The sequence below is a fragment of the Pantoea sp. SOD02 genome (genome assembly GCF_024707505.1).
Classification (GTDB): Bacteria; Pseudomonadota; Gammaproteobacteria; order Enterobacterales; family Enterobacteriaceae; genus Pantoea; species Pantoea symbiotica.
The window spans coordinates 2441191-2460645 of the sequence record NZ_CP102604.1; the positions used below are offsets into that span (position 1 = coordinate 2441191).

Here is a 19455-nt window from a genome sequence, read left to right on the forward strand (position 1 = left end):
TCTGAAGGGAGTTATCGGCAATTTGGGGGCGGACTGTAACAAGGCGGTTACTTTTCTGAGGATGTAGGGAGCAAGGGCAAATCGTCTGAAAGGAAATCAGACGATTTGTATTAATTCAGCAGGATTCACCTATGAGGATGTATCCCCTGCAGCACAGGGGGCCATTTCAGTGGTTAATTTGCGCTCCAGGCTTTTGCCCATTCGCGCACGTTATCACCGGTTAACATCCAGTCGCGGCGAACCGCTGCTTGCAATGCTTCGCCCATACGTGCGCTTGCGTCAGGATCGGCTAAATGCATACGAATGGCATCGCGCCAATCAATAAAGCGGTTACTGATACGAGTGACGGGCAAATCGTCACCGCGATAACACGCCACGTCACTACAAATCACCGGAATGCCGCATGCACCGTATTCCATAAGACGCAAGTTACTCTTACAGGCGTTGAAGATATTATCTTCTACCGGAGCTAAGGCAAGATCGAGATTTAATGCGGCGAGGGTTTCAGGATAAAGACTGATATCCACGCCATAATGTACTTCATGGACATAGGGGCGCAGTTTTTCCGGACACATGCCCATGAATACCCACTCAACCTCGTTGGTGAACTCCTTAACCACATCAGCAATCATTTCCAGATCACCGCGATGGCTGGAACCCCCCGCCCAGCCCACACGCGGTTTGCGACCCTGATTGCGCAGACTCTGCAACTGCCCCCAGATATCCACTGGCAAACGGTTTTTAACCACCACAATATTCGGGTGCATATCGTGCATGGCTTCCGCTAAAGGTTCGGTTGAAACAACAAAACGATCAAAATAGCTGAGACTCTTACGCATCAAGCCGGTGGTTTCTTGCTTAAAACTGGTGCGACGATAATGTTTCATCGGCACGTTAAGAATATAATCGTCAAGTTCGAAAACTTTAAATAGATCGTGCAGCTTACCGGTACGTTCAATCCAGTTATGGAATGCTGCTGAATAGCGGCGTTGAATAATCAGACTATCAGGCTTAAATTGTCCCAGCTCGCTAAGTGTTAATAGCGTCATACCATGATAGCCTTCTGCTACACCCTCATTCAACATCGCTTCTAATGGTTTCATGATGCGGTAATAACCACAGCCGGAAATATCCGCGTTGTGCGCAAGGAATACCGGTAGATTTTCGCGCTGTGCTGGACGCCAGGTTATTTCGCTTTCGCTCGACATATCGAAATGACGGCTTTTCAAAGACAAATTCGCGTTAAATGCGGGATCGTTAGCAATCAGCGGCATCCAGCGTTGATAAAGTTTGTCCTCTTCCAGCTGTTTAAGTTGGCTGGAACTGTGTACGGTTTCACCCGGGAATGGATTTTGACGTGCTGCGGGGCGATGTATTCTGGCATAAGGTGTCCATACCGTCATATAACCTTCATTGCGGGCACGCAGGCAGAAATCGACATCGCCATACAAGGGTTGATCGGCGTCAAATCCGTTAAGGACTTCAAACACCGATCTACGTACCAGCATAAAATCACCTGATACGGCGCTGTAGTTTTGATCCAGACTTAAGCGGCCTAAATAACTCGGTTGATTATCTTCCAGGCCACGGAATACTTCACCCGCCGCGCCATTCATGCCCAATATATAACCAGCATGCCGCACTTTATTATCCGATGAGAGCTGCTTACCACCCACCACTGCCACTTCAGGACGTAAAGCATGATTTAATAAATTATCCAGCCACTCACCATCAGTTATCGCTAACTCACAATGCATAAACGCCAGGTATTCCCCCTGAGCGTGCAATGCGGCCAGGTTACCCATCGCGCCATGATTAAACGTATCTGGATAATCCAGAATCCGAATGCGCTGTGGATCCACATTGGCCAGCGTCGCCAGCCAGTTATCACGCTCTGCTGAGCGCTGTCCGTCAGCCACTATTAACAACTCGTAGTTCAGGTAACTGGTTTTCTCGAGAATGGTTGTGACCGAGGTAATCAACGAAGGTAGATGCCAGTTAGCCAGAATAGCGATCGAGACTTTCGGCTTAGCCGCATGCTGATAACGTAATCGATAGTTATAAAAACTGTCTAAAGCAATTTGGGCTTCTGGATATCCACGATTATGAAGATGACGTTCAATAATTGCCGCATCTTCAACAATGGCGCGATTTTTCATACGCGAAGTTAATAGCGGTTCCGCCAGATGCCCGGCACAATTTAGTCCCTGGGATTCCAGCATTTTAACAATTAGATCAAATTCAGCTGAAGCAGAATATTGTTTATCAAACCCTTCGGCTGCTATTAGTAATTCCCGGCGAAACAGCCAATGCTGAGCCATTGTTTTTGGAGAACTCAGCAGCAAATCAAGATTTAAATCAGGGCGGAAAATAACCCCAGAGGGATCGTCTCCCATGTAGAAATATTCATCGGCATAGATAGCCAGCAAAGGTCCTGCCTGCGGTAATGTGGTTGAGAGAGCGATTAAACCCGACGGCATGAAATAGCTGCCTGCGTCAATAAAGATAAACCATTGATCATCCCGCTCAACAATCAATCGATTAATAATATCAATGCGACTTTCGGTTGCCGTCGAATACTTCTCAACTCCATCCGGAATATTCTCAACAGCACCGATGAGAATTGGCGTGAGCTGCATCGTAGTTACGCTTTGGTGAGCAAGCGAGGTCAGGGTTTGCTCAACCTGATTTGCACTCTCCTCAGCGACGTTAATGATGACCACGACACGCACGATCTCAGGGTTTTCAACAGCCTGTTGTTGTAGACGTTTCTCCTGGAACGGTGCCAGTTTGCGTACGCGATTCCACCACTCCAGTCGGTTCAGATTTAAATAGTGGTATTGATGGCTAATCAGATTCCTGGCAACAAATTTTTCCGGCTGATCAAATGGCGCCACGCGGACTTCGTTCGCATTATAGTCGCTGTACCAGGCTTCAGCGCGAATAGCATTGAGCACAATATCACGGGCTTTTTTGATGGCCTCATCGCTATCGCGTTGATGAGGTTGCTTATACACTTCTGAAGCACGCACTGAACACAAGGCTTCCGGGAACCAGACCACATCGGTATTGGCTAAGAGTTTGCTGTATAACAGCATCCCCTCAACGCCTGTTACAGGTTCATTATTTATCACGAACAGCGGCTTTTCGTCCGGCATCAAGGCGATGACATCATCACGATACAATAACGATGCGGTCATTTCGCCGAGCAAGCTATGACTGACCCGACTCTGCGTACGCAGTAAATCACGCCCTTTGATAATGCTTTTGCTATCAACCAATGCACATGTCGAAATCAGATCGGGCAGCATTTCACCTTTAGGATCAATACGTCGACGTTTCGATAAAGCAACACGGCACTGCTTTTTCGCTTCAAGACCTGAAACCAAAGTAGCAACGCATGAAGGCTCAAGAATTTCTGCGTCAGAGACAAACTTAATGTATTTTCCACGCGTCTCACGGATTGCAGATTCAAATATGCCCTTGTCGTTTTTATCGAAGGTCAAATGGCGAATTTGATGACCCGACTGATTGATATAAGGCGCTAACAGATCAGGAATAAATTTATCGCCACCGCTGTCAGCAATAACAATTTCACAATGTGGATAGGTTTGTGCCAGCGTACTTTCCAATGCGGTGATAAACCACGTCGGTATTTGTGCAGTCAGGATAATACTAACCAGGTCGGGCTGAGTCATGCGGGTCATTCTCCCAGTAGATCTGAGCTAAAAACCTCTGGCTCAGAACGCATAAAATTTTGCTTTAGCATAGCCATAACGGCGTTATTCAATCGCTTAAGCAGGGGGGGAAATGACGGCTAATCCGTTATATCAACTTGCAGATAAACCACGCAGAAAATGGCCATAAAAAAACCCCGCCGAAGCGGGGTTTGATAAGCGAAATGCTTAGAGCGATTAACCCTGCAGCAGAGACAGAACCTGCTGTGGAACCTGGTTAGCTTTAGCCAACACTGAGTTACCCGCCTGCTGGATGATCTGTGCTTTAGACATGTTTGAAACTTCAGTGGCGTAGTCAGCATCCTGAATACGAGACTGTGCTTCAGACAGGTTAGTAGTAGTGTTGTTCAGGTTGGTGATTGCAGAGTCCAGACGGTTCTGCACCGCACCCAGGCTTGAACGGAATTTATCAACAGACGCGATAGCTTTGTCCAACAGAGCCAGTGGGTCATTGGTTGAAGAACCGCTGAACACGTTGGCGTTAGCAGAGTCAGCGATGTCAGCGATATCAGTGGTGCCGGTAGTAGTGGAGTCACCGCCGTTAGCGATAGCGCCTGAGTCAGTTTTGTAATCTTTACCTTGAACGGTAACGAAACCAACTGCGCCGCCAGTTGAATCGCTGCCCACTTTAATGAACTTGCCTGACATTTCGCCAGAAGTTACACCGTTGTCGGTATCGGTGTAAGACACATCAGTGGTGTTCAGAGTAACAACGCCGCCTGAACCAACAGATACAGAGTAGTTATCGCTGCCAGAAGTAACAACATAGTCAGCTGTTGCTGCGCCGCCAGAAGTCAGTACGTTATGCAGTGACAGGCCGCTTGCATCAACACCCAAGCCACTTGCAACAGCGGCCAGATCAACGTCAGCCATTGCACCAGTAGAAGCATCGCCAACTTTGGTGATGGTATCGCTGAGTTTCAGTGAATTACCGTCAACAGAGAAGCCTTTCAGACCCAGAGTTGAAGAGTCAATTTTCTGCAGGTCGATAGTGATGGTTTCGCCATCGTTAGAACCAACCTGGATTTTCATTGCGCCGTCTTTTGCCAGCACGTTCACGCCGTTGAACTGAGTCTGACCTGATACGCGGTCAATTTCGTCCAGACGTGATTTGATTTCGTCCTGGATTGAAGACAGGTCAGAATCTGAGTTAGTACCGTTCTGAGACTGTACAGTCAGTTCACGGATACGCTGTAAGTTGTTGTTGATTTCTGACAGTGCGCCTTCAGTAGTCTGCGCTGCAGAGATACCGTCGTTAGCGTTACGCGCTGCCTGAGTCAGGCCGTTGATGTTAGAAGTGAAGCGGTTGGCAATTGCCTGGCCCGCTGCGTCATCTTTAGCGCTGTTAATACGAAGACCAGAAGACAGACGCTCGATAGAGGTAGACAGAGCAGACTGGTTCTTGTTGATGTTGTTCTGAGTGATCAGCGAGAGGCTGTTGGTATTAATGACTTGGGCCATGATAATTTTCCTGTTAATCAAGTCTTTCGGTTAAGGTGTGGGCTTCAACCCGCCGGCTTCAGCGCCGTCAATGTTGTTATCGTCTGCCCTTAAACAACCTTTAGATTTTTTTTAGGACCAGGTGAAAATTTTTCCCTTCAACCTGTCACGCTTATCTTTATCGCCCTCTCTGCACACTTCTTTAGCGTTTTAATCATTTTTTCTAGCGCCAGAAATACCCTTCTCTATATACGCTATTCACTTCATCACTCTCTGATAATTAATTTTAAACTTTGCCCATTCCACGCCGATAACCCGGGTATTCAAACTCCGTGTCGACCACTTAAAGGAAACAACATGGCAAGTATCTCTACGCTGGGTATCGGTTCTGGCCTCGACTTAAGTACCATCCTTGATAACCTGACCACTGCTGAGAAAGCGTCATTAACGCCCATCTCTAATCAGCAGACGGCCTACACCGCCAAATTGAGCGCCTACGCTACGCTGAAAAGCTCACTTTCGACTTTCCAGACCGCTAACACCGCCTTAAACAGTGCCGATCTGTTTAGCGCGACATCCGCAAGCAGCAGCTCAAGCGCGTTTAGTGCCACCACTTCAGGTACCGTGGTTGCCGGAAAATACACTATTAGCGTTTCACAGCTGGCGCAGGCGCAAACGCTGACTTCCGCTGTGCAGACCAGCAACACCACGGCACTGGGCGATTCATCCGCCAGCAGCCGCACCTTGTCAATCACCCTGAAAGATGGCACCAGCAAAGACATCTCCCTGACCAGTGATCAAACTTCACTGACCGGTATGCGTGATGCCATCAACGGCGCTGATGCAGGCGTGAGCGCCACCATTATTAAAGTAGGCGATGGCAGCTACCGTTTATCGCTGACTTCAAGCGAAACCGGCAGTGATAACGCGGTGAGCAAAATTGCCGTAACCGGTGATGACACGCTGCAAGGCATCGTCGGCTATGACGCGTCTGCAAGCAGCAATGCGATGACTGAAAGCGTTACTGCGCAGAATGCCAAGCTAACCGTGAATAACGTTGAAATTGAGAACAGCAGCAACACCATCAGCGATGCGCTGGAAGGTATTACGCTCAATCTTAACGACACCACCACCGGCAACCAGACGCTGACCATCACCAAAGATACGTCGAAAGCGGAAAGCGCGATTACGACCTGGGTTAACGCTTACAACACCTTGCTGGACCAGTTCAACACGCTGACCAAATACACTGCGGTAGATACCGGCGCCTCTGCGCAGGACTCCAGCAACGGCGCGCTGTTAGGTGACAGCACCCTGCGCACCATCCAGACACAGCTGAAAAGCATGCTGACCAATGCGCAGAGTTCTTCTACTTATAAATCGCTGGCGCAGATCGGTATCACCACCGACCCAACCACCGGTTCGCTGGAGCTGGATTCCGATAAGCTGGAAACCGCGCTGAGCAGCGACGCGGATGGTGTGAAAGAAATGATTGTGGGCGACGGTAAAACCACCGGCATCACCACCACCATCGCCACCAATCTCACCGGTTGGCTCTCCAGCACCGGTATCGTGCAGGCCGCCACTGACGGCGTAAGTAAAACGCTGAATGACCTGACCGATCAGTACAACACCATGAGCACGCGTATCGACAACATGGTAGCGCGCTATAAAACCCAATTCACTCAGCTTGATGTTCTGATGAGTTCGTTGAACCAGACCAGTAGCTATCTGACGCAGCAGTTCGAGTCATCAAGCAGCTCAAGCTCTAGCAGCTCATCCTAATAGGGAATGACCATGTACAGCGCTAACGGCACACAAGCCTACGCAAAAATCGGGGTGGAAAGCTCAGTAATGAGCGCCAATCAACAGCAGCTGATTACCTTGCTGTTTGACGGTGCGATCAGCGCACTGGTCCGCGCCCGCCTGTTTATGCAGGACAACAATATCCAGGGAAAAGGTAACTCGATTTCCAAGGCCATTAACATCATCGAGGGCGGACTCAAGCAGGGCCTCGATGAGCAATCAGGCGATGACCTGACCGACAACCTGATAGGGCTCTATTCCTATATGGTTCGTCGTCTGGTTCAGGCTAATCTGCGTAATGATGTCGAAGCCCTCGAAGAAGTTGAAGGTCTTCTGCGCAATATCGCTGATGCCTGGAAAGAAGTCGTACAACCTCAACACCTTCAGGACGCCGTTTAATGAATATTGCACCGTCACTTGTCACCGTTTACCAACAGTTACTCGACCTCAGCCACGGAATGCTGCGTTTGGCAGCAGACGGCGAATGGGATGATTTGATTACCAAGGAAGTGGACTATGTCAGTGCGGTGCAAAGACTGGCGCAATCAACCGAAGCCGCCGCACCGTCGCGCCAGCTGCAAGAGCAGTTGCGTCCGGTGTTACGCCATATTCTCGATAATGAGAGCGAAGTGAAACGTCTGCTCCAGTTACGTATGGATGAATTGACGCAGCTGGTGGGCCAGTCATCGATGCAGAAATCGGTGATGAGTGCGTATGGTAAGCAAGGTAGTGTGTATTTGCCGCAGGGTTGATTCGTTGCGATGAACTGAATGAAAAACGGGTGGGAAGATATCTTCTCACCCGTTTTTTTTCCGATTTCCAGGTCGCCATAAATGGCGACCCTACGGGCAGAATATGTAGGGTCGCCATTTATGGCGACCTGGGAATTACTGAGCGGATGCAGACGACACAGTAACCGGGCGCATCATCTCCGGCTCGATATCCTGAATCACCGCCTCGTTCGGACGCTTCGCCACTTCTACCAGCGCCTGCTGACACTCAACGGTTGGACGATCCACTTTACGCAGTCTTAACCCATCGTAACGCAGCTCACCGTTTTCCAGCACCAACGGCATCACGCGCACCTGGCGCGTCACGTTAACCCAGTCATCGCCCAGACGGGTTAATTTGCCTGGCTTGGCAATCACACGCTGCCACTGACGGCAATCCAGCGTATCGCCTTCGGCACCGATAATCAGGCTGCCCATCGCTTGCTTGCTGATCAGCTTGCTCTGCGGGCCCACGGTTTGCCAGTTGCCTTTGAGCTCCAGCGGCGCCGGGGTTTTTACGGCCTGGTCATAATTGCTGATCTGCGCACAGCCACTCAGCGCCAGCGCGGCCACTATCATCCACTTTTTCATTCTCGGTCCCTACACTCGCATCAATGGCGGCTACGTTATAATTTTTCCCATCCGTTGCGCAAGGTATCTGCTGCGCGCCGCATGATTTTCCTCAAGCTGTTCACTTCTGCGCCGATAACTCTTCTGGAGTTAAAAGTACCTGCAAAAACAATAATTACCGACTACACACTCACCTTCGTTACGGAGAACACCGTTATGCGATTGACTCTTCGCGCGCGTCTGACATCGATTGTTGGCCTGCTGTGCATTTTACTGATCGTTGCCGCCATCTGGGGAATCATCGGCCTGCGCGCCGCCGACCAACGGGCGCAAAACGCCTACCAAAATGAGCTGTTACCGCTGCAATATTCGTCCCGCCTGTACCGCATGGTGCAGGAACAATCCTCAACCCTGTTCGATGCCCTGCGCTACTGGACCGACAGCAGCGAAGTGGAGAAACGTCTGGCGCGCATCGCGCACTACGGCGAGCAGATTGCCAAAGACCGTCAAACCTGGCAGCAGCTGGCGTTTGATGCGCAAACCAAACCCCTCAGCCAGCAATTCATCACCCATCTTGACGGCTGGCAAAGCGCGCTGAAAGATGCCGGTGAACTGCTGAAGGGCGGCAACCCATCCGGCGCGCTGGTGGTGATTGAAACTCGCCTGCGCAGCGGCAGCCAGCTGCTGCAACAGGATATCGATCAGCTTGATGCGCTGATGCGTCAGCATGCCGAACTCACCTATCAGCAAAGCAACAGCGATTACCAGTTGGCGCGTAACAGCCTGATTATCATTTTGCTGGTTGGGCTGAGCGTAGCGCTGGTGTTTGGCTGGCTGCTGATCCGCTCTATCAACCGGTCGATTGGTCAGGCACGCGAACTGGCCGAATCGATTGCGGCCGGTGAATTGAATCATGATATCGGCAGCGTTTCGCGCGATGAGATGGGCGAATTGATGCAGTCGCTACTGCGCATGGATGTGCGTCTGGCGGAGATCGTGCGTGAAGTGGGCGAAAGCGCCAGCGCGCTGAGTGATGCGGCGCGTCAGATGGCCGACGGCAATGACGATCTCTCTGAACGTACCCATTCGCAGGCCAGCTCGCTGGAGCAAACCGCTGCCAGCATGGAGCAGATGACCGCCACGGTGAAACATAACGCCGATAACGCGGCGCAGGCCAATGAACTGGCCACCGACGTGCGTCACCAGGCCGAACGCGGCAGCAGCGTACTGCGTGACGCAGTCAGCGCGATGGAGGAGATCGAATCCTCCAGCAAACGCATCGCCGATATCAACCGGGTGATCGATGAGATCGCCTTCCAGACTAACCTGCTGGCGCTGAATGCGGCAGTCGAAGCGGCACGCGCAGGCGAACAGGGACGCGGCTTTGCTGTGGTGGCGTCCGAAGTGCGTCAGCTGGCACAGCGATCCGCCGGTGCCGCACACGAGATCAAAGCGTTGATCGATGCCAGCGTCGGCAAAGTAGAAGCCGGCAGCGCGCTGGTGCAGCGTTCTGGCGCGATGCTCAATGACATCAATCTGGGCGTGGCGCGTGTGGTGGATATTGTCGGTGAAATCGCCGTGGCCAGCCGCCAGCAATCCAGTGGCATTGAACAGGTCAACACCGCTGTGATCCAAATGGATGGTGCGACGCAGCAAAACGCCTCGCTGGTGCAGGAAGCCAGCGCCGCCAGCCAGACCGTCAGCGAACATGCCGGATTGCTGGTGGAGAAGATGGCCTTCTTCCGCTTGCAACAGCGCTAAGGAGCGACATGATGCGTAAACTTCTCGCGATGTTACTTGCCACGCCGCTGCTGAGCCACGCGGCGACAACGCTGAATATCGCCACCATCGCTAACGGCGATATGACCATCATGCAGCAGCTCGCCACACGCTACGAACAAGAGCATCCGGACGTCAAACTGCAATGGCATGTGATGGACGATGGCGCACTGCGTCAGGCGGTGCTGTCGGCGATGAACAGCGGCCAGGCGCAGTTCGATGTCATCACCGTCGGCACCTATGAAGCGCCGCTGTGGGGCGAAAAAGGCTGGCTGGCACCGCTGAATAAGCTGCCCGCCGATTACGACAGCGATGATCTGATCGCGCCGGTGCGCAAAGCGCTGTCGTTCCAGCAAACGCTCTACGCCCTGCCGTTCTACGGTGAAAGCAGCATGACCTACTACCGCAAAGATCTGTTTGCGCAGAAAGGGTTAACCATGCCGGATAATCCCGACTGGACAGATATCAAGAACTTCGCCGCCAAACTCACCGATGTGCAAAAAGGCATTTACGGCCTGTGCCTGCGCGGTCAGCCTGGCTGGGGCGATAACGTGGCGTTCATAACCACCATGGCGAATGCCTATGGCGCGCAGTGGTTCGATGATAACTGGCAGCCGACGCTCAATTCGCCGGAGTGGCGCGAGGCGCTGGGTGATTATTTGCAGGTGGTGAAGCAGGATGGCCCGCCGGACACGGTGAAAAACAGCTTCGGCCAGATTCTGCGCCTGACCGCGCAAGGCAAGTGCGCGATGTGGATCGACAGCACGGTAGCAGCCGGTTTGCTGGTTAATCCGCAGATCTCATTAGTCGCCGACAAGCTGGCCTTTGCGCCTGCGCCGGGCGGCATCACGCGTAATGGTTCGAACTGGTTATGGTCGTGGGCGCTGGCGGTACCGGCTAACACGCCGAACCGCGAGGCGGCAATAGCCTTTATTAGCTGGGCGACGTCAAAACAGTACATCCAGCAAGTGGCCGATACCGTCGGCTGGGGCGCGGTGCCGCCGGGCAGCCGCAATTCTACCTATCAGCAGTCGAGCTATCAGCGTCTGGCGCCGTACGCCGCGCAGGTACGTGCGGCAATTGATTCCGCTACCGTCGAGCAGCCCACGCTCAATCCGGTGCCTTATCAGGGCGTGCAGTACGTGAGCATCCCCGGATTTGATCAGATGGGTAACGCCGTTGGGCAGAATCTGGCGGATATGCTGAGCGGCAAACTGACGCTGGATGAGACGCTGGCGAAGAATCAGCAGGACGTAGCGCGGATTTATCAGCAGTTGCATTAATGTTGTGGTCGCCATAAATGGCGACCCTACGAGATTTGTAGCGAGTGTGGTTTCGTAGGGTGCGCATTAATGCGCACCAGGTCGCCATGAATGACGACCCTGCGGGATTTGTAGCGAGTGTGGTTTCGTAGGGTGCGCATTAATGCGCACCTGGTTGCCACGAATATCGATCCAACAGCGGAATCCTGACAACGCAGCTTGCGCGCGTTACACTAGCGCGCAAGTTGATATGCAGGAACACCGAATGAAAACCCCAGAAGAGTATTACGCTCAGGCGCGCACGATGTTTTTCGCCGCCCACCCCGATTTCCAATCCGCATTGGATGAACTGACCGAAAGCGATGCACGCCAGGCGAATTTGTCATTAGCGCAATTACGCGCCTGGCATGCTGAACGCATTTATGCCGCGTTTTTGCGGCAGAAGAAGCTGGACGGCATGCTGTTTTCCATTCAGCTGGCAGAACCCGACAAAGCCGTCGCTGCGGATGCCATTGAAAAGTATCTGAAATCTCACGCGGAAGCGTTAGGAATGACGTGGGAAGAGTTTTGCATCAAGAACGAGCTTTAAGTGCAACGCATTGAAAATGCATCAAAGATACATCTCCAACCACACAAATTGTTCAGGAAAAAGTTGTACAAGTCGATCGAACTTGTATAACTTACTCATCACGACGTAAGTCGTAGATTGTCCTTGAACGAATGGTGCTGTTGCACCGCCTCTGGAAGTGTTGCTGGATTTCCACTTCCAGAGGTCATATTTTTTCTACCCTTCCCGCTCGATCCCTTTCACTTCGATATAACTTGCCACCGCCAGTAGACGATTGACGTGGGTAAGCAGCAGATCCACATCCGACTGTAAAAAATCCTGCGACGCACGCGATGCGGTGACAATTGCATCCTGCACCGTATCGGAAATGGTCAGCGTATTATCCTCTTTCGCCTGAATCAGCAGTGCCGCAATCAGCAATGACTGCGCCTCAACCTGCGCCACCAGCTCTTTTGCTTCCACATCCATTTTTGCCATTTTCAATAAGATATCGATAACCAGTTGGCGCATGTTTACCCCTGTTTTTATTTACAGTACTATATCGCACCCGATCCAATGAATGGAACGCCCTGATGTTTGTGGAGTTGATTTACGATAAGCGCAACGTGGCCGGATTACCGGGCGCACGTGAGATGATTTTGCAGGAGTTGGAAAAGCGTGTACAGCGCGTCTTTCCCGATATTGAGGTACGCGTCAAACCAATGGAACGTAACGCGATAGATACCGATTTGAGTAAGAACGATAAAGCGACAGTTGCGCGGATTGTTGAAGAGATGTTCGATGAGGCAGAAATGTGGCTGGTGGCCGATTAGGCCACCAGTGCGTTAGAGGCTTAGCTTTCCTGCTCAGCATGGTTGATGGCGATTTCCAGATCCTGAATCGCCTCATCAATGTCATCCAGCAGCTTGCCTTGTTTGTTCAGCAAGGTATCGAAGCGTCCCGCATATTCTGTGTCTTTATACTCACCCGCATCAAAAGCCAGCCAGTGGGCAGACAGCGTCTCAGTGTTGGTCTGCGCGTAGTGGCGCATCTCTTTAAGCTGGGAGGTGACATCACGCAGGTAGTCAGTTTTGGTTTTTACAGTTTCTGTATCACTCATGCTATCTTCCTTTTCGCTTAATAAGACGATTTAAATAACGCTTGAATGATTAAAGGTAGTGCAAAATATCGAAGCTGCCTTAGGAATAATCGGAAGTGACTAAAACCTATGAGTAAACAGGGGACATCCCGGTCCCCGATGGTGCGTCTTCTGGCATTACAGATATTTCCTCGCCAGCTCAATCAGCTCATCCTTCGCGGCATCACCCAGTTTGATCACGCCCTGCTCGACAAAGTTAAACGCGCGTCCGAAATCCTTCACGCCTTCTGAGAACGCCTGACTGGCGTCATGGCTCTGCGCCGCTGCGGCGGCTGGCGGCGCTTCGGCTGCAATGGGAGCAGCGGCTTCCGGTACGCTGGGCGGCGAAACCTCGGCTGCAGCAACGGGCGCAGCCTCCACAGGCGCAGGTGTTATCGCCTCAGATATAACAGCCGGTGCCGCTTCAGGTACCGCTGCGACTGCGGCTGGCGCTGACGCCGCGACTGGCGTAGCCACTTCGTTGGCGAAATCTTCCGCAGGTGACGATGCGATGGTGGTGGTTGGATTGATAACAGTTTGATCGCTCATAATGCTCTCCTTCTTACTGAATAAAGATCGCAGTCGGGCAAGAGTGGCTGCAATCCACGTGGTAATTCGCATGCTGACCTCCTTAACGCTTGGGTTGAGGTGGCGATTTATCTCCTTCAGCCGGTTTCCCCTTTTCAGCCGGATTGCTGATTGGGTGCTTCGCTATGCCATCGAGTTTGTTCTGCAGCGCCACCAACTGGCTGGTGAGTTCCGCCACGCGCGCTTCACGTCGTTCTGAGATCGTTCGATATTGCTGTCGAATCTCTTCAACGCGCTGATTGGCGCTGTTACTCACAAACAAAAACAACACCGTCATCGCCACGCACATCAGCGACAGCATCAGCAGAAAGCCACCGAAGAACAGTTGGCGTCGATGGTTTTTCACTACGTACTCACTGTTTATCTGCATCATCACGACTCTCCTCCAGAGTGGTAATCAGTTGATTCACCTGGCTGCGAAACTTATCGCTATGTTCGGTTTCGGTGGTCGCCAGTAAAATACTCAGGGCGTTTTTGATCAGCCGCAGATCGGTTTCCAGCGAAGAGATTCGCCGCAGGTTTTTGTCATGTCGGACGCGCAACTCATCGTTTTCCTGACGCATCAAGGCATGGCCTTCTTTGAGCAGCATCACCTGTTCTTTGTAGCTGGTGATGATCTCCCCGCCGGCACGATTGCTGGTGACGATAGCGGCGATACCCGCCATTAACGGTTTCCAGAACACAGCTGCTGCGCCGCCGCCGAGAAGCAACGCACCTACGCTGGTGACTAAACTACTTTCCATGCTTTACCTCTCACCCCTGGCAAGGGTTGTGCCCCATAAGCACGCTGACCACCCTTGCCAGCTTCGCGGTCAACGCCTGAATTTAAGTTTACTTTAACTTATGAATTTAAGTATACTTAAGTCGTTCCTTCAGGAGATGTCAAGATGATGAAAAAAGAATCTTCCGGTGAGCGCATCCGGGCACGACGTAAAGCACTACAGTTAACGCAGCAGGCGCTGGCGAAGAGCGTTGGTGTATCGCATGTGGCTGTATCGCAATGGGAAAAAGAGGAAACCGTACCGCGCGGCGAGAACTTATTGCGGCTCGCGGAGTGGCTGCAATGCACAGCGGCATGGATTATTGATGGGGACGGCGAAGTGTTTGCCACCCACGCCAAAGCCGCGCCGGTTATGGCGGTGCCATTGATTAGCCTGGCGCAAGCGTCAGCGTGGTTAGGCGAGCAGCGGTTGTTGCTGAAACAGCAGGCAACGCGCTTTCTCTACAGTGAAAGTCAATTGGGCGATGGCGCGCTGGCGGTCACGGTGGAAGACCACGCGATGCAGCCCGATTACCGGCCCGGTGACAGCGTGATCTTTGATCCAGACGTTCAGCCACAGCCTGGCGATGTAGTTTTGGCGCTGGTCGATGGCGTGGCGCTAGTGCGAATTTATCGTCTGCAAACGCAGCAGCAGGATGAGAAAATCTTCACATTGCGCGCGCTCAATGATGATTTTCCTCAGCTGCATTCTGAGGAAATTTCGCTGCAAATCATCGGCACGTTAATGGAGTTGAGACGTTACCGAGGCGGCTAGCCGCTTCGCTTAAGCCATTATTTTAAAAAAAGTTTAGTCTGAGTGCGGGAAGCTATGGACAGACCCCGCTGTAAGCCTGTTAATGTAGCGCAAAATAATAATTTAGCCGGACAATCGCCATGCTCACCACCATCCTTTATCGCAGCCATCTGCACGACCACGTGCCGATTAAAACGCTCGAAGATATGGTTGCTAAAGCCAATCGCAAAAACAAAAACTCGGATGTCACCGGCATCCTGCTGTTCGACGGCCTGCACTTCTTCCAACTGCTGGAAGGCCCGCGCGACGCGGTGCAAGGCATCTATCAGCGTATTTGTCAGGACGCACGCCACCACAATCTGGTGGAGCTGATGCACGATTTCGCGCCAGAACGCCGTTTTGGCAAAGTCGGCATGGAGCTGTTCGATCTGCGCGAGCATGACAAAGACACTGTGCTGCAAGCGGTGCTGGATAAAGGCACCTCGCGTTATCAGCTCACCTACAAAGATCGCGCACTGCAGTTTTTGCGCACCTTCGTGGTGGCGCGCGACAAAGAGAACTACTTTGAGATCCCACCCGCCAGCACATGGGAATTTATTCCCGATGATGAATGGCTGAATGAGCTGGATGACCTTGATCAGAGCGTGCAAGATTGCCGCTTTGCCTTTCAGCCGATTATCGATCCCTTCGCACGCCGCGTGACCTCACTTGAAGCGCTGATTCGTACGCCGAACGGCGGCTCGCCGGAAGAGTATTTTTCTGCGTTTGGTGGTGAGGCGATTTATCACGCGGATATTCAGTCGAAACGCCTGGCGTTTAACGTGGCGAGCAAACTGGGCATTGGCGAGCATCGCTTATCGATCAATCTGCTACCGATGTCGCTGGTGACGGTGCCAAACGCGGTGGATTTCCTGCTGGCGGAGATCAAAGCCAGCGGACTGGTGCCGCAGCAGGTGATCGTCGAAGTGACCGAAAATGAGATCATTTCGCGCTCAGATGAATTTGCTGCCGAAGTGAGAAAGTTGAAAGCGGCGGGGATTAGCCTGGCGCTGGACGATTTTGGTGCCGGTTTTGCTGGCTTGTCGCTGTTATCGAAATTCCAGCCGGACAAAATCAAAATCGATCGCGAGATTATCCGCGATGTGCATAAAAGCGGCCCGAAGCAGGCGATCATGCACGCCATCATCAAGTGCTGCGCATCGCTGGAAATCGCGGTGATTGCCGAAGGTGTGGAACAAGCCGAAGAGTGGATGTGGCTGGAAGCGGCGGGCATTAGCCAGTTCCAGGGTTTCCTGTTTGCGCACCCGCTGTTGAATGGATTCCCGGCGGTGGCGTGGCCTGAGATTAAATAGTGTGGCGGTCGCCATAAATGGCGACCCTGCAACTAATAATACGTCACCTCGATATTGCCATACTGCTTATCAACCACCTCGCCCGCCGCGTCGGTGGTAATAATGTCGCAATAATAAGGAACATCGTTTTTATATTTGCAGACATTGCTGACGGTTTTAATCTGGTCATTACGCTTCACCGTGGTGACCACGTCAGAAATCTTTTTCTTATCTTCTGCCCGCACTGCAGTAGCACGCGACACTTCCGTTCCGGCCTGAGTAATACTCAATACCGCCATTTCACCCGCGCTGTTATAGGCGAGGTGAAACGCTGCATCGGAGGCGGGCGATGAGATCTGCTCCACCAAACCCTGTTTGTTGTAGGCAATATCTACCGTCATGCTCGGCGTGACTTTCTTCACCATGGTGCAGTTTTTATCCAGCGTCACCAACACGTCCTGACCGTTTTCGCTGCCTTTTAATGCGTCGCCGTCGCGCGCAACCTCAATCACTTCGCCCTCTTTGCCCACCGACTTAACATGCGTTGGACAGCCGTTGCGGTCGAAATCGACGTTCACTTCGAAGATTTGCTGACCGTCGGCGGTGAACAGCGTTTGATGGGTATTTTTGACTTTTCCAGGCAGCGCTTCGAATTGATACAGATAGGCAAAGTTTTTCATTTGCGGGTAATAGGTCGCGTCATCCTTGTCACACCCTGCAAGCAGAGCGATGGCGATTAAAAACAGCAGGGTTTTCTTCACGTGAGAATCCTCTTCTCAAAATAAGGCAGCGCGTTGGGCGGTGTATTCACTGTGATGCAGCAACCTTCCCGCCTGAGATAAACCATCACCGCGCTGAACTATAACTTAAACAAAGCATACAATGACATAGCGCAACTTGAAAACGTAGACCAAAAAAATGAGAAACTGTTAAGCAGAGATTAATAATCCACAATCTGCGAAGATTAAAGGTGCTGGCTATATTGAATCGTTGCCATACATCTTTTCGACATGTAAGATCCAAACCACTAATTTTAATTCTTCTTACTTACATAGAGTTTATTTCGATGATTCTTCATCTGGCATGGGTGTTTTTTTGCATAATTTCAGCCTCATTTATATTCCAAACTAAAAAAATACAAATTGAACAGAACCGAGATCTGAACATTGATGGACTAAGATATGTTTTAGCTGCTTTTGTTGTTTTCCACCACAATGATATTTCAACCGCTTACTTTGAAACTGGAAAATGGGCCTTACATGACCCAATCCTTGGTTACATGGGGCAATTCGGTGTTGCTGTTTTTTTCATGATAACAGGCTACCTTTTTGGCGATATTAAAAAGGAAACGAATTGGAAGTCATTTTTTATCAAGCGTTTTTTCAGAATTGTACCACTTACTTATGTTACTTCTTTAATATGTATAGCAATCGCTTCGTATATAGGAATTAAGATGGGTAACACTCCTGACTTCAGCAATGTTATTTACTGGCTTGATGGTGGGATATCGGGAGTAAAACCAGCAATTTATGGATTTAAAGACTCTCAGTTTATAGGTGCCGCTGTTATGTGGACTCTTTACTGGGAATGGTCATTCTATCTAGCCCTCCCACTACTATGCTTATTTTTCAATCGCACTTACACGATTGGTCTATGCATCGCTGTAATTTCCATATTTGCGCACACGACTGGATTCTTTAAAATACCCAACCAACATGCTACCTTGTTAATTTTCTTTGCAACCGGCGTGCTGATAAAAAACCTCAAAGGCATAACGTTTTCACCTTCCATTTTGAAGAGTTCCATTGCTCTTGTTGTATTAATATATTGCTTGTTTATCTCTAATGAACGAACTGCATACAGTTTTACTTCATGCATTTTCATTGGGATTTTCTTTTACATGGTCTCCACTGGAGGCAACTTTTTTGGTTTGCTGAAGCAAAGGGGCTTCGTCATCTTAGGTGATGCCAGTTACAGCATTTACCTGTTACACGGCATCGCATGGTTTGTAATGAATAAGGTTGTGTTTCATTTTAGTTTACAAAATCAAAAGCTCACCTATTACCTAATTCAGACTTTAGTATGGTATGGAATATGCTTCATATCATTAATTAGCTATAAATACTTTGAAAAACCATTTATAGCGCTAGGAAAAAAAATTTCTGCAAGACAAGAAGCAACCTTTAACAAGGCCAGGTAAAATAGCTCCACTTAAGCAGCTAACAGCGGCCTAATAGAATGCAGCCAATGAAAATCGTGAGTTTTTTTGCGTTGAAACAGTGTTGCGCGGTAAGAAGGAAATTATGTGGGATGAGCTGCTTTGCATGCTGCTCTTTAGCAAGTGGCGTAAACCTAAATTATGTTGCCATAAAGTTGGGGCACGCCAATTCGCAAATTGTCTACTTGGTTAAAGGAAAATGGATGTATGAAAACAGCGATGAGCAAGAGAGCCTGATTAGCGGAAAAGTTGCTAACATTGCCCAACATATATCCTTTCTCCAAGAATCAGGAGTAAAAATAAACATCTTTTCAGCAAGTTATATCACTAAACCTGCATGCTCATAATATCTGTATACGCCGATACCAGTTTGTTACGCACCTGCACGCCCATCTGCATGGAAATAGAGGATTTTTGCAGATCGACCATCACATCGTTTAACTGGATGCCCGGTTTACCCATTTCAAAATCCTGCGCTTGCGCGCGCGCCGTTGTCTGGGTTTCGCTGATCTTGTCGAGTGCTGCTTTCATGGTGGCACTAAAATCGACCTGGTTGGTGGATTCCGCCTGCTTACCGCTCGCCTGCAGAGACGTCATCTGCAGCTGCTGCAGCACACCCTCAATCGCCTGAATTGACATTGCCTGACCCCTAATGAAGAAGTGATTAAATTTTCACGATGAGAAAGTTAACACACTGTCAATAGGACAAAGGCGCTAAATGACCGCAAAAAACCCGGCTTATCCACCCATCGATG

20 protein-coding genes are annotated in these 19455 nt (G+C 50.7%); 10 read left to right on the top strand and 10 right to left on the bottom strand.

The window, feature by feature from the left end:
* Positions 1 to 173: 173 nt before the first annotated feature.
* A complete protein-coding gene (locus tag NR302_RS11420; protein WP_258143500.1) occupies positions 174 to 3698 on the bottom strand; it encodes a glycosyltransferase in 3525 nt (1174 codons plus the stop codon).
* Positions 3699 to 3914: 216 nt separating this feature from the next.
* Positions 3915 to 5198 (bottom strand): FliC/FljB family flagellin, encoded by a 1284-nt coding sequence (locus NR302_RS11425; protein ID WP_258143501.1) that lies wholly within the window; start codon positions 5196 to 5198, stop codon positions 3915 to 3917.
* A gap of 336 nt (positions 5199 to 5534) precedes the next feature.
* Between NR302_RS11425 and fliD the strand changes: the two genes are divergently transcribed.
* From fliD to fliT, 3 genes are read left to right on the top strand one after another with little or no spacing between them, the layout of a single operon-like run.
* Positions 5535 to 6962, top strand: a complete 1428-nt coding sequence (gene fliD, locus NR302_RS11430) for a flagellar filament capping protein FliD (RefSeq protein ID WP_258143502.1) — start codon at positions 5535 to 5537, stop codon at positions 6960 to 6962.
* A 12-nt stretch (positions 6963 to 6974) separates the two neighbouring features.
* The gene (gene fliS, locus NR302_RS11435) at positions 6975 to 7382 is read left to right on the top strand and encodes a flagellar export chaperone FliS (protein WP_258143503.1); all 408 of its coding nucleotides are present in this window, start codon (positions 6975 to 6977) and stop codon (positions 7380 to 7382) included.
* A complete protein-coding gene (gene fliT, locus NR302_RS11440) occupies positions 7382 to 7735 on the top strand; it encodes a flagella biosynthesis regulatory protein FliT (RefSeq protein WP_008105357.1) in 354 nt (117 codons plus the stop codon). The genes fliS and fliT overlap by 1 nt, the downstream gene beginning before the upstream one ends.
* Before the next feature lie 135 nt (positions 7736 to 7870).
* Here fliT and yedD read toward each other — a convergent pair whose 3' ends face one another.
* Positions 7871 to 8344: a lipoprotein YedD gene (gene yedD, locus NR302_RS11445; RefSeq protein WP_258143504.1), complete on the bottom strand. Its 474-nt coding sequence runs from the start codon at positions 8342 to 8344 to the stop codon at positions 7871 to 7873.
* A 195-nt stretch (positions 8345 to 8539) separates the two neighbouring features.
* Here yedD and NR302_RS11450 point away from each other — a divergent pair, with 195 nt between their 5' ends.
* The 3 genes from NR302_RS11450 to NR302_RS11460 all read left to right on the top strand — a co-directional run bounded on the left by NR302_RS11450 (position 8540) and on the right by NR302_RS11460 (position 11953).
* Positions 8540 to 10084, top strand: a complete 1545-nt coding sequence (locus NR302_RS11450) for a methyl-accepting chemotaxis protein (protein WP_154157390.1) — start codon at positions 8540 to 8542, stop codon at positions 10082 to 10084.
* A gap of 8 nt (positions 10085 to 10092) precedes the next feature.
* A complete protein-coding gene (locus NR302_RS11455) occupies positions 10093 to 11385 on the top strand; it encodes a sugar ABC transporter substrate-binding protein (protein WP_258143505.1) in 1293 nt (430 codons plus the stop codon).
* Positions 11386 to 11629: 244 nt separating this feature from the next.
* Complete coding sequence (locus NR302_RS11460) at positions 11630 to 11953, top strand: DUF6388 family protein (protein ID WP_008105368.1); 324 nt, start codon at positions 11630 to 11632, stop codon at positions 11951 to 11953.
* 195 nt (positions 11954 to 12148) lie between these two features.
* On the opposite strand, the gene iraP is transcribed toward NR302_RS11460, so the two are convergent.
* Complete coding sequence (iraP, locus tag NR302_RS11465; RefSeq protein ID WP_008105371.1) at positions 12149 to 12442, bottom strand: anti-adapter protein IraP; 294 nt, start codon at positions 12440 to 12442, stop codon at positions 12149 to 12151.
* A gap of 62 nt (positions 12443 to 12504) precedes the next feature.
* Between iraP and NR302_RS11470 the strand changes: the two genes are divergently transcribed.
* Positions 12505 to 12744: a DinI-like family protein gene (locus tag NR302_RS11470; protein WP_008105373.1), complete on the top strand. Its 240-nt coding sequence runs from the start codon at positions 12505 to 12507 to the stop codon at positions 12742 to 12744.
* A 20-nt stretch (positions 12745 to 12764) separates the two neighbouring features.
* Here the strand turns inward: NR302_RS11470 and NR302_RS11475 are convergent, their stop codons facing one another.
* From NR302_RS11475 to NR302_RS11490, 4 genes are all read right to left on the bottom strand, one after another.
* The gene (locus NR302_RS11475) at positions 12765 to 13031 is read right to left on the bottom strand and encodes a hypothetical protein (RefSeq protein ID WP_008105375.1); all 267 of its coding nucleotides are present in this window, start codon (positions 13029 to 13031) and stop codon (positions 12765 to 12767) included.
* 156 nt (positions 13032 to 13187) lie between these two features.
* Positions 13188 to 13598 carry a hypothetical protein gene (locus NR302_RS11480; RefSeq protein WP_258143506.1) on the bottom strand — a complete coding sequence of 137 codons (411 nt, stop codon included), beginning with the start codon at positions 13596 to 13598 and terminating at the stop codon, positions 13188 to 13190.
* Positions 13599 to 13680: 82 nt separating this feature from the next.
* On the bottom strand, positions 13681 to 14010 hold the full coding sequence (locus NR302_RS11485) for a hypothetical protein (protein WP_036648578.1): 330 nt from the start codon (positions 14008 to 14010) through the stop codon (positions 13681 to 13683).
* Entirely contained in the window at positions 13991 to 14380 is a 390-nt protein-coding gene (locus NR302_RS11490) for a hypothetical protein (RefSeq protein WP_008105381.1), read from the bottom strand. Before NR302_RS11490 ends, NR302_RS11485 begins: the two co-directional genes overlap by 20 nt.
* A 144-nt stretch (positions 14381 to 14524) precedes the next feature.
* Here NR302_RS11490 and NR302_RS11495 point away from each other — a divergent pair, with 144 nt between their 5' ends.
* Together NR302_RS11495 and NR302_RS11500 are read left to right on the top strand one after the other, a co-directional pair.
* Positions 14525 to 15172 (top strand): S24 family peptidase, encoded by a 648-nt coding sequence (locus NR302_RS11495; RefSeq protein ID WP_258143507.1) that lies wholly within the window; start codon positions 14525 to 14527, stop codon positions 15170 to 15172.
* Between the two features lie 119 nt (positions 15173 to 15291).
* The gene (locus NR302_RS11500; RefSeq protein WP_008105386.1) at positions 15292 to 16503 is read left to right on the top strand and encodes a diguanylate phosphodiesterase; all 1212 of its coding nucleotides are present in this window, start codon (positions 15292 to 15294) and stop codon (positions 16501 to 16503) included.
* Between the two features lie 32 nt (positions 16504 to 16535).
* Here the strand turns inward: NR302_RS11500 and NR302_RS11505 are convergent, their stop codons facing one another.
* Positions 16536 to 17243: a YnfC family lipoprotein gene (locus NR302_RS11505; RefSeq protein WP_258143508.1), complete on the bottom strand. Its 708-nt coding sequence runs from the start codon at positions 17241 to 17243 to the stop codon at positions 16536 to 16538.
* A gap of 305 nt (positions 17244 to 17548) precedes the next feature.
* Between NR302_RS11505 and NR302_RS11510 the strand changes: the two genes are divergently transcribed.
* Positions 17549 to 18682, top strand: a complete 1134-nt coding sequence (locus NR302_RS11510) for an acyltransferase (protein WP_258143509.1) — start codon at positions 17549 to 17551, stop codon at positions 18680 to 18682.
* Positions 18683 to 19027: 345 nt separating this feature from the next.
* On the opposite strand, the gene fliE is transcribed toward NR302_RS11510, so the two are convergent.
* On the bottom strand, positions 19028 to 19339 hold the full coding sequence (gene fliE, locus NR302_RS11515) for a flagellar hook-basal body complex protein FliE (protein WP_008105389.1): 312 nt from the start codon (positions 19337 to 19339) through the stop codon (positions 19028 to 19030).
* Positions 19340 to 19455: the final 116 nt, after the last annotated feature.